The sequence below is a fragment of the Arenibacter algicola genome (assembly GCF_018860365.1).
Taxonomy (GTDB): domain Bacteria; phylum Bacteroidota; class Bacteroidia; order Flavobacteriales; family Flavobacteriaceae; genus Arenibacter; species Arenibacter algicola_B.
Window position 1 is genome coordinate 479,220 of sequence record NZ_JAHKPO010000013.1, and the last position, 25,018, is coordinate 504,237.

Consider the following 25,018-nt stretch of genomic DNA (forward strand, 5'->3'; position numbering starts at 1 on the left):
TTCTGCAACAGGAGTGGAAATATTTGTAAGCCCTGATACAAACTGAAAATCGATAAAAAAATGTATATTCTGACTGCGGTTTGGAGCCAACTCCTGCCGCTAGATTGGTCTTTTGGGGCAAATTACTTATTAGGCGTTGCGAAAATTGGACAATACAGAAAACTCCTTATATGAATAATAGCATTGTGTAGCCTATATTTGCTCTATTCAAGTATTCCGATATATCTCCGTTATGGCTAAATACTTAATAGTCGTTTTTTCATTTGCAGGCCTATTGCTTGCTTCATGTAATGAAACCTCAAACAAACAAAATCGAACCGATCAGAAAATTGTTGCCCAAACCGCTCAAGCTTCTTTAGCGGACAGCTCGATAGTTTATAAAACGGATAATTTAATTGTTAATCGGCTATCGGACCATATTTACCAACATATTTCATTTTTAAATACAAACGATTTTGGCAGGGTGGCCTGTAATGGGATGTTGGTAGTATACGAAAATGAAGCGCTTGTTTTTGACACGCCAACGGATGATGAAAGTTCGCTGGAATTGATAAACTATGTGACCAAAAAACTTAATTGTGAAATAAAGGTAGTGGTGCCGACTCATTTTCACGGAGATTGCGTAGGAGGGTTGGAAGCCTTCTATAAATACAATATCCCAGCGTACGCATCCAATAGTACTATAGAATTGTTGGGAGCCAAGGACAAAGTATTCTCCAGACCTATGAACGGTTTTGTCGATAGCCTTGCTTTAAATATTGGGGGCAAAAAGGTATATGTGGAATATTTTGGGGAGGGCCATACCAAGGATAATGTTATAGGTTATGTTCCATTGGATAATGCCATTTTCGGTGGATGCCTCATAAAGGAAGTAGGCGCCACTAAAGGCAATTTGGAAGATGCCAATGTAAAGACGTGGTCCAATACTGTGAGAAAAATAAAGCAAAAATATCCGGCCGCAAAAATTATAATACCAGGACACGGAATTGCTGGTGGAACAGAATTATTGGACTATACCATAAAATTGTTCCAATAAAAATGTCTTAGTCCTTAGAAAAGGAAGCTCCCCATTGATCCATACTTCTTAAGATATTCTCCAGGGATTTCCCCTTATTGGTCAAGCTGTACTCCACCTTGGGGGGGGACAACGGGGAAAACTTTCCGGGCAATTAGTCCGTCCTGCTCCAATTCCCTCACGGTCTGGGTGAACATTTTATTGGATACTCCTGAAATTTTCTTCTGTAAAACTCCGGATCTTAAAGGGCCCTCCAATAAATGAAATAGAATTAAAGGCTTCCACTTTGTGCCAATTAGGTTCAGGGTATAGTGCAGGGGACAATTATTTTTGATCATTAAGTTAATTTAAATAGTTGATAATATGCATTTTACTCGTTTAGGTAACTATATTACTTTTAGGTAAGTTATTGCTGTTAGGGCAAATATAGATTAATTTTGCAGTCTAAAATAGAATCCATGAAAACAAATAAAACGTATCCAAAATCATTTTCTCACATTGGAATTACCGTTCCAAATATTAAGGAAGCCGTAAAATTTTATTCAGAGGTGATGGGCTGGTATATTATTATGGAGCCCTCCACAGTAAAAAAGGAAAGGGAAACAGCCATTGGTCAAATGTGTATCGATGTTTTTGGGGAGGACTGGCAGGAATTCGAAATTGCCCATTTGGCAACCTCGGATGGCATTGGTATTGAATTGTTTTCCTTTCCACATGGTGTTAAGGAAGCACCAGAGTTTAATCCTTTTAATACCGGTCTTTTCCATTTTTGCATACAGGACCCCAATATTGAGGAGCTGGTAGCCAAGATTGTGGCCCATGGCGGTAAGCAAAGAATGCCCATTAGGGAATATTATCCCGCAGACAAACCTTATAAAATGTGTTATGTAGAGGATCCTTTCGGGATTGTATTTGAAGTCTATACGCATAGCTATGAACTCACCTATTCTTCCGGGGCCTATGCCAAATAGGGGGCTATGGGCAAAATAATTGATCCTTGGTTGGCTGTTAAAGAAGTTGTATAAAATGAAAAACCCCGTAAATCATATGATTCACGGGGTTTTCTTTGTACTCGAGGTGGGAATCGAACCCACACTCCGAAGAACTGGATTTTGAATTCAGAGTATTTTGATGTCATATGTAGTTAAATAGCTCATATTAAGCTATTTACATTTTTACAAAAAACAATAAAGACCATATAAAACCATAAAAAACCACCATTTGTTGTACCTATGTTGTACCTAGAATTCGTATCTTTAGTATAAATAGTAAAGTATGGGGTCAAGTATAAAGGTAACTCTTCGCAAGAAAGCGAACAAACAAGGTCTTTTTCCTTTAGCGGTTCGCATAACTAAAAACAGAAAAACGACCTATCTTTATATAGGGCATTACATTGCTATTAAATATTGGGATGAAGGCAATCGCGAGGTGCGAAAATCGCATCCCAATTCCATACGCTTAAACAATCTTCTAATCAAGAAGTTGGCTGAAGCGAATCAAACCTTAATTGATTTACAGACTCATCAAAATGATATCTCGTCAAAACAGATAAAAGAGGAAATTGCAACTCCGCTTACCAAAACTAGCTTTAAAGAAATTGCCGATAATTATTTAGATAATTTAGAAAAAACAAATAAACTACAGCGTTTAACATCCGATAAAGCGCGAGTCGGCCATTTTATAAGGTTTGTCGATAATGATGATTTAAGTTTTCGAGAAATTGACGAGGCTTTATTGCGTCGTTTTTCACTCTATTTGAAAACTACACGAAAAGTATCTCAACGCTCGGTCATTAACAACTTAATTGTAATTAGAACCCTATACAATAAAGCTATACGATTAGGAATTGTTGACAGAAAATTGTATCCATTTGGAGCGGATAAAATACGCATCAAATTCCCCGAATCCGAAAAAGTTGGGCTTACCATAGAAGAAATTCAATCAATCGAGGCTTTGGAGGGCTTAACGGAACAGCAATCTCATGCGCGAAATGTTTGGTTGTTTAGTTTTTATCTTGCAGGGATGCGTGTTGGTGATGTTCTTATGATTAAGTGGAGCGATATTTACGATGGCCGGTTACACTATCGTATGGGGAAGAACGAAAAATTGTTATCCTTTAAATTACCAGAGAAAATTACATCACTTTTAAGACGATATTATGAGGACAGGAGATCAAGTGAGGATTTTGTTTTTCCTGAAATGAACAATGCTGACCTGAAAAATCCGAAAGATGTTTTTAACAAAGTAAAAACCGCCAACAAAAAATTTAATAAATATCTCGTGCATATCGCAGAAAAAGCGAAAATAAACAAAAAGCTCACCATGCACATTGCCCGTCACAGTTTTGGCAATATTTCAGGCGACAGAATTCCTATTCAGATGCTGCAAAAGCTATATCGTCATTCCACCGTTACAACTACAATAAATTATCAAGCCAATTTTATGCATAAAGAGACTGATGATGCTTTAGAAAAGGTTATTAATTTCTAAATTTTCAAATTTTCAAAAAGTTGAGCAAAAAAGGAAAGTTAATACTTTGCGCATTTTTATTTTTTCTCCCTATCCACGAAAAAAGCACCTTTTGCGGTGTCAATTTCTATAACTCAATCACTTCTTTAAAAGCTACATTGAAATCCCCTTACCCTTGTACTTCGACCAATCCGTGAGTTCATCCTTGAACCTATTGTAAATCTCCTCTTGCCCTTTTTTGCCCCTATTGCCCAATAACGAACTGATGGCATAAACGCCTTTTCGCAACAAACGGTTTTGTTCGAAGGAAGATTTCCTTTCCAGTGCCTTATTTAAACTTTTCCGAAGTCCGTTGTCCATATGGTGCTGCACCAACTCCGAATGGAGGTTTGGGTAAACTTTTTCAGCTGTCAGCATAAAGGCGACCCTATCGTACATTCCCCTTTCCATTAGATGGTCCGCCCAAAGGTTCTTGAGATCGTTCCTGCCATCTTTGATCAGGCCGTTGATGACGGTCTGCTGTTCCAATAATGTGGCGGTGACATCGGGAATGGAATTCAAATAAAGGTCTGTTCTTTTTGGCAAGGGGCAACTTGTCCTATGGTCCGTATAAATGGATCTGACCTCGAATCCGTCCTTCCCTTTTACAAAATAGAATCCCTTGGCGTTGAATAGGGCCATATAGTCGTTCGGGGATTTTTCATAAGGCGCTTGCATCCGTTCGGCGTGTTTTACATAACTGCCCAATGCGGCCTTCTCGAATTCTTGCCTATATCCGATTTCCATGGTACCGTACAGTTTTGGAAAGACCATTGGCAGAAAAAAGGAGGATGCCGTAAGTTCAGGGCCAATATCGGAATTCCGTGCCGTCAACATTTCCAATACCATATGGTTTTGACGGACAAAACCGGTGGATACATAGGCGTCCATGGACTTGGGGAAGGGCAGGTCGCCCAAACGAACAGGGACCGTATGTTTGTTGGAACCGGAAAAGGACAATCGGTTGTCCTGGTACTTTACGCCCAGGGACCGGAACAGGCGATGGACACTCCCCTTTTCCTTCCCTACATCGAAAATGCAGTTTTCCAATATCCTGCCGATAAGCCGGAACTTGCTTTCCAAGGTTTCTTTTTCCTTTTTTTCCTCCAATTGGTATAGCCTGTCCCTAACCGTCGGGAACTCTCTTTTAAGTGCTTCCATCAACAAATTTTTTTGATTTCTTGGAAGGTAGCGTTCAAGAAAAATGTAGTTTTTTGATGTTTTAATATGCGGAAGGATATCCATTGGGTTCCTGGCCATTATGTTCTCCGAGAACAGTCCGTTGCGGTCGTGGGACTTCAGATAGGATGTCCGGAATGCCTCTTTTATGAGTTTTTGGACTTCCAATGTAAACTGATTGCTATCGGTATCGATCTCCGTGGGTCCTTCGCCGTTCCCGAAAATGTCAAGACGTTTCTCCATTCTTATTTTTGGACTCAGCTCGCTTTCCTTGAACGCATATCCCGATTTGTCATGGATGGTGTACCCCTTGATGGCATCCCCTTTTATGTCCAGTTTTATATCGATGCCCTGATATTCCTTAAGTACTTCGACGAGGTCGTGTGGCCTTATGGCCCTGAAAAGACCATAGGTGGTCCCTATCTGTTTCAGCAGGCGTTTGCGGTGCATCGGAAGTAGTTTCGACTTTGAATTGGCCTCGAATACCTTTTGCAGTTTCGGGCCGCTCAGGCTTCGGTGAACGGTGGAGCCGTTGATGAACCGGGTCCGGTAGCCTTTTTGATTGTCCAGTCCATAGGCCACCCCAATCTTCCCCGATATTTTTCTTGTCTGCCTTACCTGTATGTGATAGGGATTTACGAGTTTCGCCAGCTCCCCGAAACTGCGCACTTTGTGTTTTTGGAGGATGCCGTTCAGTACGTCCTGTAAATAGTACTTCGTCCCTTGGGCAGGGTCCATCCCGAACTGGAGTACTGGTAATCTGTATATTGGCAGTTCCCTCTGCTGTGTGGTACGAGGCGATGGTGATAGGTTAAACTTTTTTTCAAGGTATCGTTGGGTCGCCAGGTTACTTCTATAGCTGTTGAAAATTCCGAGAACCTTTCCATCATCGTCCACATTGGTCGTTATAATATGGACATGCTCATGGCCGGTATCGGTGTGCCTTACCATTACAAAGGGCTGTTCGCCATAGCCCATTTGCTCCATGTATTCCCTTGATACTGCTTGGAAGGTATTGTCATCTAGGTGTTCCCCTAGGGGAAGGTTCAGGGTAATATGGGCATAGCGGTTCTTGGTGGCATTGCGCTGTCCCTGGAAATGGAGTACCCTCCCGAAGAACTTTTGTGAAATGTCCTGTGAGTACATGTTCCCATATCCGAGTATGCGCATACCCTCTTTGCCGAAGACATAGTTCAGCATTCCCTGACAGCTTTCCCCATATCCAATCCTTCCTATCATCCCATTTGTTCTTCTAATGTGATTTCAATAAGTGCGCTAAGCAGTTCATTGGTCCTTCGTATCTCGTCCATCAAACCACTGTTGGGACTTCTCTGGTTCTTCAAGTTTGCCAGTTTTACCAATTGGTTGATGTTGCTGCCTATCCTGTTGATATGGTGGGCAAGGTCCGAAGTGTTCGGCAGCCTGTCCCTTTCCTCCGATTTCCTATCCAATACGAGCCTTCTCAGAAGGGGGCTTATTACGCCCCTTTCGTGAATATTCAAATGATAAGATTTGCAGATTGTCTTCAATTTATCATATTCCATATCGTTGAACCGTAGCATTATGTTATGGTACCGCTTATTATTACCCAACCGTTTTCGGCCTCCTTTCTTTCGTTCCATTTCCTTTGTTTTTAAGGCAAACACTTCGACTGAAGTAGACAATTCTAAGTTACTTAGAATATAACTTGCTATCCTTTCCAAGGATAAATATAGTTGATCAATATTAAATATAAAAGACTAATAATCAATTCTTTAACCCTATAAATCATATGGAATCATATAGGACTATATGGGTACACGTATATAATTTATATGGTCCAATTTGGTGTTTAAAAAATTAGGGAATCATGGAAATATCCAAGTTTTTTGTGGAGAGGGGAAGAAAGGTCAAGGGGTTTTTCTCCCCTTGTGCTTTTCAGTGGCCGAGAGGGGGTCGGGCTAAATTGGAACGGAAAGACTTTACTTGCTGACCGGGGACTCGTGTCCGCTAGGGGAGGATCGGAATGGGAGGGTTGACCGACTTCCGCCTTGGCTTGGGCAAACATATTGATTTTACAAGTATGGTTCCTTAAAGAAAGTCCAAATAAGCTTGGGATTGGATATTCCTATTGACGTTTAAACTTGAGCGTATTTAGTTGGATAATTAGTCGATTAAAAGTTTCGTTTAATTGTTTTTACCAATATCATCAATTATATAAATACCTCCTAGAAGGTGTAATGGAGCATGAGACGCATCTTGGTAAAGTTATCCTTAACACCTAAACTGGGTTGGAAATGGAGTGATTTTCGTTATTATCACCTAATTCTTTTAAATATGCGCTGATAATATGTTATATTGCGTATACTATATGTTAAATAGAATAAAATTATGGCTACAGTCCGAAAATCATTGACCATTACCGAAGCCCAAGAGCAATGGATAAAACTGCAAATTAAAAATGGAGGTTTCGCCAACGATAGCGAATATATGCGGCATCTAATACGTTTGGACGAGGAACGCAATAGGGAATTTTTAATTACAAAAGCAGCTATACAGGCGGGCTATGATAGCGGTGTAAGCCCCAAGGTCAGAACCGTTGACGAGATTATGAAAGCCGCAATTAATCGTCGAACGGACAAAACGCAAGGAAAACAGAATGCATAGATATGCGCTATCCTATAGGGCTGACAATGACCTTGATGATATAACGGATTATACTTTGGAGATTTGGGGGGAAAACCAGACTCGGGATTATCTTGCCGGGTTCTTACAATGCTTTCAATCTTTAGCGGATAAACCAGATCTTGGCAGAAGTGCCGCCGAATATGCACCGCTCCTAAAAAGATACAATTACAAAGCCCATACAATTTTTTACGAACCAACGGAAAAGGGCATTTTTGTAGTCCGCATATTGGGTCAGAGACAGGATTTTGAACGCCATCTATAAGCACTGGTTAAAAATCAAATATGTTCGAAATTAAAACTTGGCTCTTCGATTGTGGAACGGGTAATTACTTTTTAGTTCAACAAGCTTCTAAAATTATATTATGATCTCAAAAATTGTTCTTTTTACAGAACCAGGAAAAGGAATTAAGAACTACCCTAACTATTAAGCTATTAAAAATCATGACACTAGTGTCTTAACTTTAACCGGGGTTATCTATCGGCCTTCTCTTTCCTATTATCCTTCATAGCTACAACCGTCACTTTGTCTTTGTTGAAAATGTAATAAACAGTTGTGTTTTTGTGAATGACCGCTCGCCTTAAAAGTTTTTGACTTTTTGATTCAGGATATAATGTAGGGAAATTAGATACCGTTAATTCAAATTGCCGAAGCAATCTTTCAAATTTAACGACCTCCTTGACAGTGAACTTTTGAATCAGGTAATTTTTAATGGCAATGGCGTTTATCAGAGACCTTTTTGTCCATTCTACCCTGTAAGGTCTATCCATTGGTCAAACCGTTCCAGAATTCATTGGATTTCATAGTTTCACCTTGTTGATAATCTCTGATACCACTTAGAATATTAACCCTATCACTTTCTGTAAGTTCTTCCCACCAGTCGATGGATTTGCCCTCACTGGATAATTTAACGGAACTAAGCAGACTTAAAATAGACTCATCGGTTAAAGATTGGATCCATCCAACAAGCTCCTTTTTAGTATTGTTCAATTCTGCTGTTCCCATATTATCATTTTAAAGTAAAGTTACAAAAACCGTACAATTATGAATTAATTCAAAGACGAACTTTTTTTTCACCGGGTATGTGTCCTTGCCTATCCTTGTATTTGAACTTTCAAATTTGCTTTATGAAGAGAGAGATAAAATTTTTGTGCTATAAATGGTTCGTTTTAGGGGACTTTTGGATTATGAATTAAAAATTTTGACACAGATTTTCCTATCATTTTAATTTGTGCAGATTTTTACTTTGCGTTATATACCTTCATCATTTCGATTGTTGATTTATGCGGCCTGCCTACTGCTTTTTCAAAATCGGATACCACATCGTTTGCGTCATTTTTAATGCCTTCATAAATCCCTGCTATCACAGTTCCTAAAAAGTCACCCAGTTCTGCTTTTCTGTCACTTTTATATGCTTCAACAGAAATCGGATTATAAACAAGATTGGTATCATAAACTTGGTTTATGCATTCCGCAAGTTGGCTTTGAGTAATTGGTTCGCCCACGAGATTGTAAACTTTCCCATTGTGTTTTTCTTCGGTTAGTATTTTTGCGTAAGCATATCCCAATTCTTCTCGGCTAGTGTACGTACATTTTCCATCGCCTGCACAATTTCTAATTTCTCCATCTTTAATATATGTATCCATATATTCTAAATCTGGCTCAATATAAATCCCATTTCTACCTATTACCCAGACAAGACCTGAATCTCTAACGTCTTTTTCTGTTTGACGATTGCTCTGTACAACCGGGCTAAATGCGTTATTTTCCTCAGCACCAACAATACTGGTGTATACTATTTTCTTTACTCCGTTTTGCTTGGCCGCCTCAATCACATTTCTGTGCTGTTGAATTCTTTTTTGAGGTTCATCCATACCTGAAACTAAAAGCACGGCATCAACACCTTGTAAAGCCACATCAAAATCTTGGCGATTATTATAATCTCCTTTTCTTATTTCAATTCCGAAATGTTTCGCTTTATCCGGTGTTCGGGCAATGCCAATTACATTCTCCTTCCCAATTTCATTAATAAGGTGTTTTACAACGGAAGCACCTAATTTCCCACTTGCTGATGTTACTGCTATTTTCATGCTATTTTTATTTAGTGTCTATAAATTAAGATATAATAGTTCTTCTGTTTTTGCGAAGTCCAACGAATTTATCCTTTACAAAGGGTATTCTTATAATAAAACCAATACCCACGATTACAGCATAAATAATCCATGTTTTATCTAAAATTGCCACGTGTAATATGCTTAGGAAGATGGCTGCATATGCGAGACTTTGCAACTTTTTCCAATTCCTTTTAAGTCGTTTCATTGATTTTCTGTTGGATGTAAAAAACAAAGGAATTAATATCAGAATAGCTAAAAATCCAGCTACATAGTTCACTTGGGTAAATGTTTCTAAAAATCCTTCGGCCCAAATAAAAATGATAAAATGAAGAAAACTCCAAACCGCTGTTGCGATACCCAAGGCTTGCCTGACAAAGAGCTTGGTTATCCCAAAAATGATAAAGACCGGTGTTAATGTTAATACGGCCGTCATCCATCTAATGGCAAACTCTCCAGAAATATGATATAACATTTCTAAAGTGGTCATACCATCACTACCTGCAACTTCAATTAACGTAATGGATAAACCATTCGTAAAATCAATATGAACCATATTGATTAGTATGAACATTGGCAGTATGGCCAATATCGCAACTATCATCCAACCGTAATTTCTTTTTAAAAAATTCATGTTGATTATTGAAGTTTTGATTTGATTTCCTCTAACTCCTTTTCAAGTTTCTCCGCTTTTTCTTTGAACTTTTGCATGGCTTTTTTAAGCTGACCTATTTTTTTGAAAGCTTCTTCATCTTGAACAGCTTCATAAATTGTTACACCCTCTTTTTCCTTTATTTTTGATTTACTACCACATTTTGGGCATGTTGCTACTTGACTCATGATTTTACTTTTTAATAGTTATTAGTGATACTTTACTTCCAAATTTTGGTTGTATGTGATACCTTTTGTTTGCACCAACCTCTTTTAAAAACGCTTTGGTGTCTGCCATTTCAGCATTATCCACATAAATGATAGTGTTGGTATGAAAATTAGGTTCAAGCATTCGGAATAGCGATAAGTACAAATCTTTCCAGCCATCTAACAACAACAAATCTATTGGCTCATGATAATCTTTCAAAGTCTGTAAGGCATCGCCAATTCTAACCTCAATAAGGTTGTTTACACCTGCCTTCTTAAAGTTTTCAATTGCTTGTTGCGCTTTCGATTCGATTAATTCTGTAGTAATGATGCGACCTCCCGTTTCCATCGCACCTTGTGCTAAAAATAATGTGGATATCCCGAATGAAGTTCCAAACTCCACGATGTTCTTAATGTTGTTCTCCTTTATAAGCTGCTTTAAATCCGCTCCTTGTTCTTTGGATATGGAAAGATATGCATCCTTAAAATCCAATGGTTGCATGGGTCTGAACATGCTTCTTGCAGCACCTTTCATCATTTTAACACGGTCGTACTTAGAATCGTCGAACAATTCATTTAATGTACTTGTTACTTGGTCATGTAAAGTCATATTTTTCTATTAGTTAAACAGGGAATTCTAAAAATGTTTGGTATTCCTTGTTGCTTTTTATTTTTTGACATATCGCTTTCCCTACCATTCCTTATATAAATTATTATAGCTCTTTATTTTTCTCCAATTCATAGGAATAGGAGAGGTAGTAGTTTCTTGCGGGGGCATTTACTTGTTGTGCCGCCAAAGCCCTTAACAACTTTACCTTAACTTCAATGACTTTTGGTTTTTGATAGTCCGTTTGAAGCAGAGCGTCGGCTAATTGTAATCCCCACTGATAATCACCATCCTCTACTGCTTTGCTTAGTTGCTCAAATATCTTTTTCTCACCTCCTGCAAGGTCAATAATATGTTTCGCCTCTTGTGATGAAGAAAGTGGGTAAAGGTTTGTAGGGTTCCCATCAAACCAACCTACATAGTGAAGAAATATGGAACGAACCCCCCATGGAACCGAGCCATAAAACTCCTGCAAGTTCGGTTGATCTATTAGTGAATCGGCCAACCTAACACTGTCAACGGTTTGTTGAAGTGTATACCCTTTATTCATGGCATCTATTGTTTGCCGGTAGATACTTAAAATCGCTGTTGCGTAGTTTTTAAGATTATTATGGACAATTGATTTTCCGGAGAGTGGGCGTGTATGCCCAGGCACGAGGTACTCCACAGGGAGAGTACTCATTTTTTGTATCGATTCGCCCCATGATTTGACATCCCTATATTGCGAACCCCGAATGGCATAAAGGTTTGGAAACGATTTGTAATAATTATCTCCTGTAAACAATGTTTTTAGACCGGGAATCCATACAAAAAGCTCGTCATTTGTTTCCCCATCAGCGGCATGCAGTTCGAAATCCAGGTCAGCGAGCGAAACCAACAGCGAGTCTTTAAACGTAATATTGGGTTCAATATATCCTTCCCCGGCCCTGTCCGTTGGAGTGATACCGGGGGCCACACCTCGATTAATGATATCTTTGGCCGGTAAATCCCGCCCAAATTGCCTTGCGTTACGCTGTTTTAGGATGGGCTCTACCGGTGAACTTCCTTGTAGCCCATCCTTAAATCCTGCTCTGGCAATTATCTGAACATCCTTGCTATTGCCAATAAAAGCGGAAGTACCTCCCGTATGATCATCATGGCCATGTGTGTAAATTACTGCCTTTACAGGTTTGCTAGTTATCTCTTGGAACTTTTCCGCTACCGTTTCCGCAGCCCCCAAAGCGCGGAGTGCATCGACAATGACCACTCCTTCTTCTCCAATTACCATGGAAGCGTTTGAACCATCATATCCCACGGCCACATAAACATATTCATTTAATTTGATGATCTCAGGAGCAAATTCAGCACTTTGGCCTTTTAATTTGGTGATATTTGGATTTTCTTGTTCTTGAGACACATACTCTTTAGGAGAATTTTGACATGCCTGCATAGAAATGATTACCAATAGAAACAGGACTATTTTTATTGTTTTGCTAACTTCGATGAAGTGTCTATCTCCTACTTGAATCTTATTTAGTTTCATTTTCTATGATTTTAAAGTTCGGTACAAAATTGGCACTATACCGGACAATCGGGTAGGTCAATCTTCGGAAAAGAATGGTAAATGTGGGAACGAAACTACTATAACCCGGTTTTGAACGGTGTTGATTTAGTACAAGTATATTTTTTTGAAAAATTCCATTGGGTTATTTCAGTCATAACTACACAAAAAAAATCTGATGAAGTTTGTGAAATCTTCATCAGATTTAATAGTAGTTCCTAACTGATCACTATTCTTCTTATTCAGAGAATGATAGACTGAAATTTATTCAGGTATTTTTAAATGATCAATAATCCCACTTAGAAATACTGTTTTTAATGGTCGTTCAGGCTTGTTTTCGTAACCGATTATAATAGAACTGTGCACTAGCATTTTTTCAAAATCCAAAACCACGGTCAAATAGTCCCTTCTGTCAGTTTCGTGCCAATTGATCATATAAAGGTCATTACCAATTTTAAGCGAACGATAAGGAATATCTTCGTTTCCATTTCCTTTTGCCGGCCCGGCAACCCATTCATATTTGGCTTTGCCATTGTTGAACTCAAAGTGTATAGCCGTTCCATTTTGATACTGGAAATTCAGTGAGTATCCATCTAAGAAGTGTTCAGGCTGTCCGAACTGAAATTTATTTTCTTCCGATGTTTTGCTTTGACCAAAACTAAGTCCAACGCTAAATAGCGCAAGACAAATAAGTGTAACTAATTTTGCTTTACTCACAAGGTTTCTATTGTTTTTCTTGTGTTCGTTATTTTTCTTTGAAAGGTTCATCTTCTTATGATTTAAAAGTTCGGTACAAAATTCGCGAAATGTTGAATAGCCTGGTAGGTCAATCTTCGGAAAAGAATGGTAAATATAGGAGCGGAACGGCTATAGCCCGGTTTTGAACTGCTTTGGTGTAGTACTGGTATGTTTTTTGAAGAATTTCGTGAAATTTGTCACTTCGTCGAAACCCACCGTATATGCGATTTCCTTTAAACTATCATTTGTGCTTGCTATTGCTCTTTTTGTTTCCAAGATCACAAAATCATCAACAAAATGTTTGGCAGTATTGAGGGTGAATTCTTTGACTATCTTATTCAAATGTTTTGTAGAAACCAATAGCATATCGGCATAGTCCTTTACATTTCTCGTGGTGGTATACTTTTCTTCCACCAAATTTTTGAATTCCAGAAATAGCGGATAGTATTTATTTTGTTTTTGAGGTTCATCTGTCTGTGAAAGACGCTCTAGTCTTAATAAATATAATTCGAGCATTACCGCCACAATATTCTTTTGGGCATAGGTATTTTCTGTTTCCAGTTCAATCTTTAGATGTTTAATAAATGGCTCATTGAAACTGATACCATCAACGGCAGCTTTGGAAATATGATAATTATAGAGATGGGAAATAAACTCAATGGACGATTTTGAAAAATAGTTAAGTACAAATTCTTCCGTAAACACAATCAGGAATCCGTCATAACTTGGATTTTCTTCAAAAGCATGTACTTGTCCTTTCGCTATTTTCAACACCGTACCTTTTTTTAATGGATACTCTTTCAGGTCGATCTTATGACTTCCGACACCATTGGTAACGATCAGCAAGGCAAAAAAGCTAAGCCTATGGGGCAAATTGGGGTTATGGTCCAAACCTTCTTTTATTCTTGCAAATAAGTTGGACACATTAAGGAGCTCGAATTCCTTTTCGTCTTCTTCGCTTTGAAATGATATTTTGGGAATGTTATTCAAATCGATACGTTTTTCAGCTTAGTAATGATTGGACTAATTTAATGATTATATCCTATCTATATGGGCCATGGCATCCATTTTAGAGTCCCATAAAACGGCCGATTCACGTGACACTTTTCACGGAGGGAAAAATCTTGGAGGGTATTGTCTCATTTCTGGTCTTTTTTATTAGTTTCGTTAATTAACCTTTTACGGCACTAAATATGGTAATAGGATATGCGAGGGTTTCCACCCCGGAACAAAAATTGGAATCTCAAATAGATCTGTTGAAAAATAGCGGATGCGAAATAATCTATTCGGATATAGCAAGTGGAACTCGGGACGATAGAAAGGGCTTGAATGAAATGCTGAAGTATATGAGAAAAGGGGATACTATCTTGACCTATAAAAATGATAGGGTATTCCGTTCCCTAAAAAACATGGTACAACTTATCGACCGGTTCAATGAATCTGGAGTACATTTTAAAAGCCTCAGCGAACCCGAATTCAATACTAATTCTGCAAACGGTAAATTTTTACTTCAAATTTTTGCTGCTGTTGCCGAATTCGAACGTAACCTTATAAGTGAGAGAACAAAAGTCGGCTTGAACAATGCCCGTCAACGTAATAAACTTTTGGGTAGGCCTTCTGGGTCAAAACGGGAAACTATTGAAAAATACCATTATGCCAAGCATCTATACGACCATATGGATGTGGCGATTGGTATGGCATGTATCAAGGCTAAAATTAGTAAAAGTTCATTTTATAGGGTGGAAAGGCAACTTTCAAAATGAAAGATCAATAAGCCATGTTCCCTGGATTTTTAAATCGGTCCACAGCTAAAACAAAGTTTAATGGTCAAAATGGTTGTCAAATTTTAGGATTTCGAAATGTAGGTGGCATCCCCATCTTATTTCCGAATTGCCTACAATTCCAATAATTTCACTGTAACTGATAGGTGATTAAATGGTCGCTTGGGCTCGAACTAGGGACAACTTGATTATGAGTCACTTTTTTCTAATAAAAATTATTCATATTAAATCATCCAGAAATAGTTCCAGTTAAGAGACTATTAAAATTATAGGAAATCCTCCATACCCTTTTCCTGCTAACAGGAATAGAATAACTAGGAAAAAAGGTAGTGCTAACATACTTAAAATTTGAAAATTCAAAATTTTCTTTCCAATAGTATTCATCTTTCTATCATTTCTATTCTTGAAAAATATAATTGATGGGAAAATAATATTACCAAATGGGATTACCAACATTGTTAAAACACTAAAATTCATAAGTTTCAATGTTTTTATGTTGTTTTTTACAAATAATTTGGGGTTACCTTCATCATGAAATATATCTGAGCTTTCAATGGATAAAGTTTTCGCTAAAGTTTTGAGGGTATGAGAACTTCCCGTTGACAATCCTTTTTCGATTCGCTGAATAGTTCTAATGGATATTCCAGAAGACTTTGATAACTCTTCTTGAGTCAGGTTTTTAAGTCTTCTATGCTCCTTTAAGCTATTCTTCATTGTGGTTTTCAAATTACCGTTAACATTATAGGATTAAATCAGGTAAGCCAAGGGCGCAGTTCTTTAATGTAACTATGCGGTCTCGGTTTTGCGCTATCCTTGCTACAGGGATTGGATCCTTTTTATTTTTTCCAATTTAGGGATTTTTAGTCAATAATATGCAAAGAGGTTGGACAGGAGCGGTGTTTGGCCAGCCAATTTAAGGGAAGGCACGAGCCAGTGGGGAATTTTATTTGTTTTCTTTAAAGTGGTACAATTTAAAACGGGATGGCTGGCACTGATGCATTAAAGAAAGCCTGTAAAGCGGTTTAAATAAGCTGGATTTTCTAAAAATTAGGACTTGTACAACGGCTGCCCGTGTTGGTTTTGTTGAAAGCTGGTTTGCAAAGGCCTCCAAAAATATCCGGTTACTTGCTGACCTAAAAAGAGAAACTGCCTTAAAAGGGAGTTATAGAAGTTTGTTTTTTTTATAATTTATTTGCTTGTGCAACGGTTACGTTCGTTTTATGGGACTTTAAAAAACTAGAATTTAACGTCTCACCAAACGCAGTTTCTTTTAACGAGGTGATGTACTTCATTTATTTGAACTCACTTTTCTGATACAACATAATGCTTCTTTCCATAACCGACGCGCCCGTCCCTTGAAATAGCCTCTACAACAATTATATAGTCGCCCGGAACGTCTCCATTATAAAAACGAGCCGATGCGCTTCCTGACTTATCAGTGCTCAGATGGGGTTGCCAGTGGATAAGTGCCCTAAGATCCGGCTTTTGTTCTTTGGTGGGAATCGGACTGTCGTATTTTGGGGTGTAGAATTCCATGACCGGGGAAAAGACCTCGACAGACGTATTAAAGGTGCCAGGTGTCGGCCTTATGGAAGTATTGATACCTAAACCGCCTTTGGTAACCACAGAAATGATATGTCCAAGAGATGGCGTATTCATGGGACTTACCTCTGGAAAAACACTCTGGTACAAGCTCCTAAAGGAACTGGCGTACTGGATAAGTTCTACCCGCTCTATAATTTCGGGGGACATATTGGACACCTGACCATATTGGTGTTTGTCAAGCGGTTTACCGTCGACGATCAATAAAGTCCCCTCCTTTTTTGGATTTCCCGGTACGATACCGCGTCCGGATTGATATCTTACGGCTCCATACTGTCCCGCTCTGACATGCGCAAGCATAAACCCGTCGCTATATTTTTCAATAAATACCTGATCTCCGTAATTGAAAAGAAGGATACTGTATAGCCCATAGGACCATTTTTTCTCCTTTGCCCTTAAATCATCTCCATTGACGATCCCATCTGGTTCTCCGTATTTGTCGTAAAGTTTTTTGCGCTCGGGACTTAAGAGGTTGTCGGTAACAATCACCTCGTCCAGTTGCGTAACCCCATAGAGGGAATCTAATATGGCTTCTGTTCGGACACGTTCCATTCCCGCCACGGCCACACTTCTGATCAGGGTATCCAGTTGACGAAAGGCCGGCCTACGATCATAGGTTACTTTTGGAGGCTTTGGGTTATTCAAATTGATCCTATAATCAAGTTTATTCCCCTTTTTTCCATCATCTACCGTAAGTAGGACCCGCATGGGTGGGCCATAGGTATCCTCCATCATGAACCTGAAGTTACCCAGACTATCGGTGGTTCCTGAGTAGAAGACCGGTGACTTTGATAAGGAAGATAAGGTAAGCCCCACGCCTTCCTTAGAGAGTTTGCTCCTTCCGGGGGCCTGTACCGAGCCCCTGACCTCGAGGCGAGACTGAGGCCAATAAAGGGTCTTCTCGATGCGTTTTGCAGGATGTTTGTAACGGCGCCAGCCCTGGGAGAGCATAAGGGCGTCGAGGTCCTGGGCACGTCCGGTATTCTGGGAATTAAAGTAATAATCGGGATCCTCGATCGTTCCCCGCAGTTCCGAACTTAAAAGAAAGTAGGATTTAATGTTCCCAAACGTATGCTGGCCCTGTACTGAATTGATGGCCAAAACGGACAATTCTACGGGGCCCTGAACGGAATCTTGTCCCGTGATAAGGATATCCAATTGGGTAGGTTGGCGCCGTGCATACGTTTCCCTGTCCGTAGCCAGGTCCACCTTCAAATGGTCTTCGGTCTTTTCATTGAAGAACAGCCGCTCCGCAACGGTATTTTTGTTCTGGTCCATCAGGGTAAAGACGAGTATGCCCTCTGGCAATGCCTCCGATAAAAGGCTCTTGGACAGATATCCCTCTCGCAACGGACCCTCTATCATAATAAGATCCTGCCCCCGGCAAGAGACCTTGATATACACATTGCCGGAAAGGACATTTGAGTATACCCCCGCCCAAATATTTTTGCCAGTTCGTTGAACAGAGATAATACTTCCATTGGATGCCGATTTGGGCAAAGGGAATTTTACGATGGTTTTCGGTCCGTTCGTGGAACGAATTTCGGCATGGTAGGTACGGGAACTTTCGGCGTAAATTGAAAAATAGCCCATTCCCAAACGGTTTGACACAAAATCAATGATATGTTTCCCCCTGTCGTCGAAAACGGTTCCCTGGACCCTGCTTCCCTTGCCGTCGATGCCTATGGCCTTGTACGCTATCTTGTTGCTGTACCCCTCAATTAACGTACCGCTTTCAGGAAAGAATTGCAGGTCTACCTCGTTTTGATCCAGGACGACCGTTTCGGATAGCCCCTCTACTGTCACGGTCACCCAGCTAGGGTCTTCCAGCATCTCGTATTCAAATGCATAAGCTCCATGGCCATTTCTTTTTATAAGCAGGGTGTCGCTCCCCTTATCTCTTTCTATGGCGACCTGTACCTGCTTGGCCCCGGTCGATTCTATGGCGTCTGACCTAACCTTAGCGCTCAAAAGGAACCGCCCGTCACCTACTTTCTCCAGTTTTAGGGAATCCAATAATTTCGGGTTGTTTGAGGGCCAAGGAGCTACAATGTCCACGTAGCGCTTATAAATGAAATCATCCCCAAAGTTTCTGTTCCATTGGGTATAGGCCTGTACCAGATAGCGGCCCTCCGGCAAGCCCTTTTCGGGTTCAAAAGACCCCCTCCCTACCCCTTTGGACAACTTGACCAATTTACGCGACACGATTTTCCCGTCTGGACCAATCAATTCAACATGAAGTACACCGCTAATTTCCGTGAAACGGTGGGAAATTGCATCGGTTACGATGGCCTTGAACCAGATAGTTTGGTCGGTAGCGAACACTTCGGAGGCAAGCTGCAAATAGATCTTTTCGGGCGACCACCTATCTTGTGAAAAAACGGAGGTTGAAATCGACAATAATAGCAGAGTGATAAACTTTCTTGACATTTTTATTTCGAATAGTAAACTTCTAACCAAACGCACACTTTAATATCTAGATATCTAGAGTTTGTACTTAAGTTAGTCATTTGAATTTATTTAAAATGAAATACCATCCTATTGGAAGGTATTAATGCTTTAAAAAATTTACTCTTTAAACATTAGCGACCTAAATACTTAAAGAAGAGAAAGCTTGTTTTATATTTTGAATATTACTTTTCCGATAATATTCTTTTGGGCAACAGGGCCAAATGACCTAGAGTCAATAGACTTGTTTCTGTTGTCCCCAATCATAAAATAGTAATCGTTTTTGAAAATATAAAATTCACTTTCTTTATTATCATAATAAAAAGAACATTCTTCTCCAATTTCACCCCCTTCTTCCCATTCCATAATATCACGATAATCCTTTATTTTGTTTGACTCAAAGCTAATCTTTAATCCTTTGTAGGGAATTACAAATTTATCCATGTTGTTTTCCGAATAGGGTGGGAATTGAATCATTGAGTTATTATGTTTGGCGTCTGGCTCGATTGCCCCGATCGAATCGACGCTTTTACAACCCATAAGCAATTTTTCCTGGTTCAAATCAAGATTGATTATAACGTAACCGGAATATTTCTGTATAATACTGCTTGAGTCCTTATTCATACACTCTTTTAAGTCATTAAAATTTCGGTACCAAACCTTTCGAAAATGACACGAGGTACGGGGAGGGTGTGCGTATCGCCCATTAATAAAAATATCCGTGTCTTTTATTTCAATTATGTCACCTGGCAGACCAACACATCTCTTCACGTATATCGTTGATTCTTTACCTACGCTGAAGACTAAAAGATCGTTTATTTTTGGTTTTTGCTTAAATTTCAGCTCTTTTAAGATTTTTGCTAGGGGGCTGCCGTAAAAAATCTTGCTAACAATTATAAAATCGTTTTTTTGTAAGGTGTTCTCCATCGAAGAACTTGGTATATGGAAAACATCAAAAAAAAATAACCTTAAAACAATCGTACTCAAAAAAAACCAAAATAAGACATTTAATAGCTTAAGAAAAAAAAAGCGAGCTATCTTTAGTCGTAAATTCAAACGCTTTTCCATAATTACAGTTATAATGATTTCATTTTTAATTGATTGTGCCTGCCGCAACCATAAACAACAGGTATTGTCGAATCAATCAACATAGTTCACACCTTGAAGTTTTAGAAAATTTTTTGCTCCATTTATTATTTCAAACGTTGTCTCGGAAGGAACTGTAACCTTTAAATTCAATATTCTATTAGCAACATTCACAGCATTTTCCATTTGATTGTTGTCGGAATACATTTTAAGCAATAAGTAATGGCTCCTAAAACTTCCTGGAACCATATTAATGGAACGTTGATAACATATTTCAGCATTTTTGTAATCTTCTATTTCCTTATAGCAATTCCCCAACACATTTTCTATTACGGAATTATTAGAATAATTCTTGGCATTGCTCAATATATTAATGGCAGCATATGTATCCTTTGCACTATATAAAGCCAGACCATAGTCGGTAAGGAACTTCCCGTCGGTATCAAAAAACGGGTATATTAACCTGTAACCCTTAACTGCCAAATTAAAATCTTTATCCAAATAATTTTCGTGGGAATTATTCCAAACATAATAAGCTTTTGCTAGTTTCAGTGTCTTATAAAACAGTAAGCAAGAGATAGATAGACTAATCAATAGTATGTAAAATGATCTTGATTTTGATTTATTTTGGGGTTTAAAACGGTTGCAAAAGGAACTAGCCTGGTTTGCAGATAAAATTGCCACGTAAAGGATTAACACCAATTTAATAGGCAGAATTTTAGAAGGATACGAGAATAGTGAGAAGATAATTATCGACAAAATTCCGGCCATTGCCATCTCGTACAATGGTTCATTTTCTTTTAAAGTCCCTCTTCTAATAATTAAAAAATATAGCACTAGCAACAAAATTGACAATCCTAATATTCCATTTTCTACGGAAAACTGTAATGGTTCGTTAAAGGCATAAGCTGTATTCCCTGCCCTTAGCGCCATTTTTATGTTATTGTGTTTTTCAAAATATTCTGACTGATAAAGCATATAGTTACTATGGAACCTGTCATAGCCAAAACCCATAACAGGCCTATCTTTCAACATTTCCACAGTAGTTTTCAATATCAACAACCTCCCTTCAGTTGACCCTTTTTTAAAATTATATATAAAAATAATGGAAGTAATCATGCAACATATTGCCCCCAAAACCAACAAAACCTTTACAACCCTTTTCTTTGTGTTTTTTTCAAAAAAGGACTGAATATTCTTGCGATAGATATATCCTACAGTAAAGAAAATAACAATAAAGGCGGCTCTCGATCTTAATGCAGGAATTATTGTCACACACCCAATAATGTTTAAAACAACAGCAAAGTGAACGATTGCTTTTCGTATATTAATATATTTTTTCCCATCTTCAATTAGGAAATTACCATTCTTTAAGAACTGTAGGCCAATTGGAAAAACGGCTACCAAGTAACCACTGTAGGGGCCACTGTTAAAAAAACCACCTGTTACCTTTAAAACCGAACTGTTAGATTCTATCAAGCCGTATAATTGTAACCATCCTATAATGATTTGGATATTGGCACCGATAATGGCCGCAATAAGTAGCCAAGAATGATGTTTAGGTGTAAGCGATTTTATCACAAAATACAATGCCAGCAACCCCAGCAATTCGTAGAACCTTATTGAAAAACCGTAAGTGGGTTGAAAAAAATATCTATTGAACGTTATATAAACCACGAGTAGAAGAATTGAAATATCTATCCGGCCAATAGAAAAGGATTCATCAGAAACTTTCAGCTTTCCCAAAAATAAGCAGACGATTAATAGGGTTGCGAGTAAGAATATAATAAATTTTCCGGTCACTGGGGAGCGTCGAAATGGCAAGAAATCAATCGATGGCAAAAATACGTATAGAGAGAATAACAACAGCACTATCAATAAGTTAATACTATGTTCTAATCTTAATATTCTAATTTTGGTACAATCTATCTTAAGTGTCATTTCAATGTCCTTTTGCAAAATAACTTTCAGGATTCAAGGGGCTAAGGCTTTTTCAAATTTTATAGAAAGTGAGTATTACAATAATCGGAAATTATCCACATCTCCATATAGTCCATGTAAAATGAAAAAAATATTCACAAACTCCGAAACCTGTTAAACTAACGTTCGTTTACGAATATTTGCTTACCGTCCCTATAAACAAAGGGTAATTCTTCCTTACCGTGGTCCTTGTTTCTTAACCAGTATATCGTATTCTCGGGTACATTCTCAAATTTTAAAAAGTTATACTCTGCAATTTTGGAGCCTCCACTTTTCCATCTCTTATCGTAATATAAAAGCTCGTAATTATCCCCAATCACTATTCCATTGTTGGCATTTCTGGGGGCAAACCTTACTTGTGAAATGTGCTGAGGGCTTCCAAAATCGATACCTATGGAAAAAGTTGTAACGTATGTTTCTAGGTTGCCATCCAAGGCCCGCTCTACATCTTGGCTTGAAGGTAAAAGGTTACCATTCAATTTTGTATAAAGACCAACATCCACGTTTCTTAATTTTTCCTCAGACAAGATAGAAGGTTCCGACCCTTTGACAATATTCATGTTTTGATTTACTGAAGAGAACACCTCAAAAGTTGCAATATTAAGCGGTTTACCATTATTAATACACCTCACATACCTAAATTTCTTTTTTGTCGAAATAGGTAAGGCTTTCACTGAAAAATCCAAAATGTCTGATGAGCCAATGGAATAGAGGTCTATTGCATCCGAAAAATCCGCGCTGTTGGCCCCTTGTATTTTGGAGCCAATCATATCCTTCATGAACTCAATTAAATGGTATTTCAAGGGAAATTTACGAGTAAGTCGTAAGGTAATCGGATTGTTGTTGGGAGCTATTTCCATAACCTTTCTGTCGAAATCGATATGTAATGGGTTGGAGATTGGAATGAACCCATTGGAATCATAGATACCAACAATATAAGTTGCATTTACAGGAACTTTTTCAAAATTGATTTTTTTACGGTCATAATCAATCTCTCCCCAGGCAATGGGCTTCCAGCCTCTAGGGCTAAATATCGCCAAATAGCCCAATTTTCTATTGGTACTATCCTTCTTAAACTTGTAGGGAACTGAAAAGGTGGTAACCTTGTGGTATTCCTCGGTTACATCCTTCATATATGGGTTTTTGAATGTATTCGGGACGTATTCATTAATGCTGGCCAATGTTCTTGGGCACCTCTGTTTGACATACATATTTCTGTACATTTTGGATAATTCGTTTTGATGCCTGTAATCACCTAACTGTTGCCATTTAGGGGAATAATGGTGATAAATTCCTGAAGTATCCCGTACCGATACCCCATAATGTATTTTGTCCCTGTTAAAGTAACCCGAAGTATAGTCCAAATAAGCGGGAACGCCACATGCGTTTAATACCCTTACTGTCCATTCGGAATGTCGGTCGCAATCGAACTTATAAAACTGTAAAATATCGTAAAACCCTAAATTTCCGATTTTATGGCCATTGTCCTCGAAAACATCGAGACAATAGGTGGCAAAATTTAAGCGTCTCACGGTATTAGCAAGGTTTAAAGAATCATTAGAATGAACAATACCGTAAAAATAATTATTAATATAACTGGAATATGTATCCACAGATTCATTCATGCTCCTATATGTCAACAAGGTGTTCTTGAACTCGTTATAACTCAAATCCCTTGCAAAAGGGGACTTCTTCCAACAGGAAAACGCATTATCAATATGGTCAATCAACCAGTTGCAGGAGATATTTTTCAAATCGGGATAAATTCCGTTGGTTTGATTTTCCGTTTGGATATTGAATAGCAATTCCTTGCCAATACTATCTACAAAGTGCTCAAAATGTACAACTTTTTTTCTATGGAATTTTACGTCAACAGTATCAGGGTAAGTTCTTTTTATCAGGGAATCTACAAAGCCCTTTGTCGGAGCGAAATCCTTTGTGTCTAGAATATTATGAAGATAATCTGCAAACCGGAAAAGTGAAGTATCTGCCTCATGAAAGAAGATTACTTTGGTAAGCGAGTCAATTTTTTTAAATGATTCTTTTACTAAATCTGGGTAGGACTCAATCCTTTTTGATGAAAAATGACCCTTCATATTAGATATAAGAAAACAGGCCGCCCTATATTTTAAACTGTCATGTGGATACTTTTTATAATGATCTAGCACTTTAATCAATTCCATTTTATTTTCCCCCGCTTTTTCTAAAGAGGAAAGCACACCTTTCGGATATGGATATCTTCTTAAATCCACACAATTATAGAATAGGAGAAGAAAAAATACCAATATTTGTAGATTTACCAAAAGAACAAATAATCTTTTACTCATTGGAAACAAAATAGAATATGAAGTGGAATAGCCCTTATGCTTAATAAATGTAACAAGCCAACAATCATTGGTTCTATAGTACTGTAAAGAGCCAAAGTTTCATTCCACCCTACCATAAAATGTCAATAAAAATGGGGATAATGGTGAATTACTGTTAACAGTCACTACTTTGTTTACAAAACCTTTCATGTGTTCATCACTTACAAAGATGCCAATTATCGAATCAGTCTTTCCAACAGGTAAAGGGCTATCATTAAAATAAGCTACCGTACAGCCACAAGTAGCCTCTGCGTTATAAATTAAAAATGGGTGTTGCCCTACATTCTTATATTTAAAAACCCTTTTAATTGTATCGCCTATCTTAACGGAACCTATATTGATAGTAGTATTTGTAATAAACTCAATCTTAACACTATCGTTTTGCACATTCTTAAATTCCAAATTATATTCATTATTCTTGTCTTTGTGTTTTTGATTACATCCAGTCAATCCAATAAAAAGTAATATTGTCCATAGCAATATTTTGTATTCATTTTCCATTTTCTAAAATAATTAAGTCACTAACTTTTACTG

General features: G+C 38.2%; 23 protein-coding genes and 1 pseudogene. 6 read left to right on the forward strand and 18 right to left on the reverse strand.

What is annotated here, in order from left to right; genetic code table 11:
- Positions 1 to 232 precede the first annotated feature (232 nt).
- A complete protein-coding gene (gene bla / locus KO529_RS10700; RefSeq protein WP_215947876.1) occupies positions 233 to 1,036 on the forward strand; it encodes a subclass B1 metallo-beta-lactamase in 804 nt (267 codons plus the stop codon).
- 7 nt (positions 1,037 to 1,043) lie between these two features.
- Here bla and KO529_RS10705 read toward each other — a convergent pair.
- A pseudogene (locus tag KO529_RS10705) lies at positions 1,044 to 1,353 on the reverse strand (winged helix-turn-helix transcriptional regulator).
- A gap of 120 nt (positions 1,354 to 1,473) precedes the next feature.
- Between KO529_RS10705 and KO529_RS10710 the strand changes: the two are divergent.
- A complete protein-coding gene (locus KO529_RS10710) occupies positions 1,474 to 1,986 on the forward strand; it encodes a VOC family protein (RefSeq protein WP_215947877.1) in 513 nt (170 codons plus the stop codon).
- Between the two features lie 304 nt (positions 1,987 to 2,290).
- Entirely contained in the window at positions 2,291 to 3,505 is a 1,215-nt protein-coding gene (locus KO529_RS10715) for a site-specific integrase (RefSeq protein ID WP_215947878.1), read from the forward strand.
- A gap of 132 nt (positions 3,506 to 3,637) precedes the next feature.
- Here the strand turns inward: KO529_RS10715 and KO529_RS10720 are convergent, their stop codons facing one another.
- A complete protein-coding gene (locus KO529_RS10720; protein ID WP_110355075.1) occupies positions 3,638 to 5,941 on the reverse strand; it encodes a relaxase/mobilization nuclease domain-containing protein in 2,304 nt (767 codons plus the stop codon).
- Positions 5,938 to 6,324, reverse strand: coding sequence for a plasmid mobilization relaxosome protein MobC (locus KO529_RS10725; protein WP_215947879.1), 387 nt, complete (start codon positions 6,322 to 6,324; stop codon positions 5,938 to 5,940). The genes KO529_RS10720 and KO529_RS10725 overlap by 4 nt, the downstream gene beginning before the upstream one ends.
- Before the next feature lie 748 nt (positions 6,325 to 7,072).
- Between KO529_RS10725 and KO529_RS10730 the strand changes: the two genes are divergently transcribed.
- Positions 7,073 to 7,348 (forward strand): ribbon-helix-helix domain-containing protein, encoded by a 276-nt coding sequence (locus KO529_RS10730; protein WP_110355077.1) that lies wholly within the window; start codon positions 7,073 to 7,075, stop codon positions 7,346 to 7,348.
- Entirely contained in the window at positions 7,341 to 7,631 is a 291-nt protein-coding gene (locus tag KO529_RS10735; RefSeq protein WP_110355078.1) for a type II toxin-antitoxin system RelE/ParE family toxin, read from the forward strand. The genes KO529_RS10730 and KO529_RS10735 overlap by 8 nt, the downstream gene beginning before the upstream one ends.
- 209 nt (positions 7,632 to 7,840) lie before the next feature.
- On the opposite strand, the gene KO529_RS10740 is transcribed toward KO529_RS10735, so the two are convergent.
- The 9 genes from KO529_RS10740 to KO529_RS10780 all read right to left on the reverse strand — a co-directional run bounded on the left by KO529_RS10740 (position 7,841) and on the right by KO529_RS10780 (position 14,211).
- Positions 7,841 to 8,137, reverse strand: a complete 297-nt coding sequence (locus KO529_RS10740; RefSeq protein WP_110355079.1) for a type II toxin-antitoxin system RelE/ParE family toxin — start codon at positions 8,135 to 8,137, stop codon at positions 7,841 to 7,843.
- Entirely contained in the window at positions 8,130 to 8,372 is a 243-nt protein-coding gene (locus tag KO529_RS10745; RefSeq protein ID WP_110355080.1) for a hypothetical protein, read from the reverse strand. Before KO529_RS10745 ends, KO529_RS10740 begins: the two co-directional genes overlap by 8 nt.
- Positions 8,373 to 8,608: 236 nt before the next feature.
- Positions 8,609 to 9,457 carry an SDR family oxidoreductase gene (locus KO529_RS10750; protein ID WP_110355082.1) on the reverse strand — a complete coding sequence of 283 codons (849 nt, stop codon included), beginning with the start codon at positions 9,455 to 9,457 and terminating at the stop codon, positions 8,609 to 8,611.
- A gap of 25 nt (positions 9,458 to 9,482) precedes the next feature.
- Entirely contained in the window at positions 9,483 to 10,112 is a 630-nt protein-coding gene (locus tag KO529_RS10755) for a ferric reductase-like transmembrane domain-containing protein (RefSeq protein WP_215947880.1), read from the reverse strand.
- Between the two features lie 5 nt (positions 10,113 to 10,117).
- Complete coding sequence (locus KO529_RS10760; protein WP_110355084.1) at positions 10,118 to 10,318, reverse strand: hypothetical protein; 201 nt, start codon at positions 10,316 to 10,318, stop codon at positions 10,118 to 10,120.
- A 4-nt stretch (positions 10,319 to 10,322) separates the two neighbouring features.
- Entirely contained in the window at positions 10,323 to 10,946 is a 624-nt protein-coding gene (locus KO529_RS10765) for an O-methyltransferase (protein WP_110355085.1), read from the reverse strand.
- A gap of 103 nt (positions 10,947 to 11,049) precedes the next feature.
- Positions 11,050 to 12,465: an alkyl/aryl-sulfatase gene (locus KO529_RS10770; protein WP_215947881.1), complete on the reverse strand. Its 1,416-nt coding sequence runs from the start codon at positions 12,463 to 12,465 to the stop codon at positions 11,050 to 11,052.
- 282 nt (positions 12,466 to 12,747) lie between these two features.
- Positions 12,748 to 13,251 carry a MoaF-related domain-containing protein gene (locus KO529_RS10775; RefSeq protein ID WP_110355086.1) on the reverse strand — a complete coding sequence of 168 codons (504 nt, stop codon included), beginning with the start codon at positions 13,249 to 13,251 and terminating at the stop codon, positions 12,748 to 12,750.
- 99 nt (positions 13,252 to 13,350) lie between these two features.
- Entirely contained in the window at positions 13,351 to 14,211 is an 861-nt protein-coding gene (locus KO529_RS10780; RefSeq protein WP_110355087.1) for an AraC family transcriptional regulator, read from the reverse strand.
- Between the two features lie 203 nt (positions 14,212 to 14,414).
- Here KO529_RS10780 and KO529_RS10785 point away from each other — a divergent pair, with 203 nt between their 5' ends.
- On the forward strand, positions 14,415 to 14,984 hold the full coding sequence (locus tag KO529_RS10785; RefSeq protein WP_093978151.1) for a recombinase family protein: 570 nt from the start codon (positions 14,415 to 14,417) through the stop codon (positions 14,982 to 14,984).
- A 267-nt stretch (positions 14,985 to 15,251) separates the two neighbouring features.
- On the opposite strand, the gene KO529_RS10790 is transcribed toward KO529_RS10785, so the two are convergent.
- The 6 genes from KO529_RS10790 to KO529_RS10815 all read right to left on the reverse strand — a co-directional run bounded on the left by KO529_RS10790 (position 15,252) and on the right by KO529_RS10815 (position 24,985).
- Positions 15,252 to 15,716 carry a helix-turn-helix domain-containing protein gene (locus tag KO529_RS10790; RefSeq protein WP_110355089.1) on the reverse strand — a complete coding sequence of 155 codons (465 nt, stop codon included), beginning with the start codon at positions 15,714 to 15,716 and terminating at the stop codon, positions 15,252 to 15,254.
- Between the two features lie 588 nt (positions 15,717 to 16,304).
- Positions 16,305 to 19,034 (reverse strand): hypothetical protein, encoded by a 2,730-nt coding sequence (locus KO529_RS10795; protein WP_215947882.1) that lies wholly within the window; start codon positions 19,032 to 19,034, stop codon positions 16,305 to 16,307.
- 189 nt (positions 19,035 to 19,223) lie between these two features.
- Entirely contained in the window at positions 19,224 to 20,120 is an 897-nt protein-coding gene (gene lepB / locus KO529_RS10800; protein ID WP_085496269.1) for a signal peptidase I, read from the reverse strand.
- A gap of 72 nt (positions 20,121 to 20,192) precedes the next feature.
- The gene (locus tag KO529_RS10805) at positions 20,193 to 21,884 is read right to left on the reverse strand and encodes an O-antigen ligase family protein (RefSeq protein WP_146216267.1); all 1,692 of its coding nucleotides are present in this window, start codon (positions 21,882 to 21,884) and stop codon (positions 20,193 to 20,195) included.
- Positions 21,885 to 22,237: 353 nt separating this feature from the next.
- Positions 22,238 to 24,445, reverse strand: coding sequence for a hypothetical protein (locus KO529_RS10810; protein WP_215947883.1), 2,208 nt, complete (start codon positions 24,443 to 24,445; stop codon positions 22,238 to 22,240).
- A 99-nt stretch (positions 24,446 to 24,544) separates the two neighbouring features.
- Positions 24,545 to 24,985 (reverse strand): DUF1573 domain-containing protein, encoded by a 441-nt coding sequence (locus tag KO529_RS10815; protein ID WP_085496262.1) that lies wholly within the window; start codon positions 24,983 to 24,985, stop codon positions 24,545 to 24,547.
- Between the last annotated feature and the right edge of the window lie 33 nt (positions 24,986 to 25,018).

Bases quoted from the DNA above. Each gene is read 5' to 3' on its own strand.
- bla (WP_215947876.1), top strand. From the start codon at position 233: ATGGCTAAATACTTAATAGTCGTTTTTTCATTTGCAGGCCTATTGCTT.
- KO529_RS10710 (WP_215947877.1), top strand. From the start codon at position 1,474: ATGAAAACAAATAAAACGTATCCAAAATCATTTTCTCACATTGGAATT.
- KO529_RS10715 (WP_215947878.1), top strand. From the start codon at position 2,291: ATGGGGTCAAGTATAAAGGTAACTCTTCGCAAGAAAGCGAACAAACAA.
- KO529_RS10720 (WP_110355075.1), bottom strand. From the start codon at position 5,941: ATGATAGGAAGGATTGGATATGGGGAAAGCTGTCAGGGAATGCTGAAC.
- KO529_RS10725 (WP_215947879.1), bottom strand. From the start codon at position 6,324: ATGGAACGAAAGAAAGGAGGCCGAAAACGGTTGGGTAATAATAAGCGG.
- KO529_RS10730 (WP_110355077.1), top strand. From the start codon at position 7,073: ATGGCTACAGTCCGAAAATCATTGACCATTACCGAAGCCCAAGAGCAA.
- KO529_RS10735 (WP_110355078.1), top strand. From the start codon at position 7,341: ATGCATAGATATGCGCTATCCTATAGGGCTGACAATGACCTTGATGAT.
- KO529_RS10740 (WP_110355079.1), bottom strand. From the start codon at position 8,137: ATGGATAGACCTTACAGGGTAGAATGGACAAAAAGGTCTCTGATAAAC.
- KO529_RS10745 (WP_110355080.1), bottom strand. From the start codon at position 8,372: ATGGGAACAGCAGAATTGAACAATACTAAAAAGGAGCTTGTTGGATGG.
- KO529_RS10750 (WP_110355082.1), bottom strand. From the start codon at position 9,457: ATGAAAATAGCAGTAACATCAGCAAGTGGGAAATTAGGTGCTTCCGTT.
- KO529_RS10755 (WP_215947880.1), bottom strand. From the start codon at position 10,112: ATGAATTTTTTAAAAAGAAATTACGGTTGGATGATAGTTGCGATATTG.
- KO529_RS10760 (WP_110355084.1), bottom strand. From the start codon at position 10,318: ATGAGTCAAGTAGCAACATGCCCAAAATGTGGTAGTAAATCAAAAATA.
- KO529_RS10765 (WP_110355085.1), bottom strand. From the start codon at position 10,946: ATGACTTTACATGACCAAGTAACAAGTACATTAAATGAATTGTTCGAC.
- KO529_RS10770 (WP_215947881.1), bottom strand. From the start codon at position 12,465: ATGAAACTAAATAAGATTCAAGTAGGAGATAGACACTTCATCGAAGTT.
- KO529_RS10775 (WP_110355086.1), bottom strand. From the start codon at position 13,251: ATGAACCTTTCAAAGAAAAATAACGAACACAAGAAAAACAATAGAAAC.
- KO529_RS10785 (WP_093978151.1), top strand. From the start codon at position 14,415: ATGGTAATAGGATATGCGAGGGTTTCCACCCCGGAACAAAAATTGGAA.
- KO529_RS10790 (WP_110355089.1), bottom strand. From the start codon at position 15,716: ATGAAGAATAGCTTAAAGGAGCATAGAAGACTTAAAAACCTGACTCAA.
- KO529_RS10795 (WP_215947882.1), bottom strand. From the start codon at position 19,034: ATGTCAAGAAAGTTTATCACTCTGCTATTATTGTCGATTTCAACCTCC.
- lepB (WP_085496269.1), bottom strand. From the start codon at position 20,120: ATGGAAAAGCGTTTGAATTTACGACTAAAGATAGCTCGCTTTTTTTTT.
- KO529_RS10810 (WP_215947883.1), bottom strand. From the start codon at position 24,445: ATGAGTAAAAGATTATTTGTTCTTTTGGTAAATCTACAAATATTGGTA.
- KO529_RS10815 (WP_085496262.1), bottom strand. From the start codon at position 24,985: ATGGAAAATGAATACAAAATATTGCTATGGACAATATTACTTTTTATT.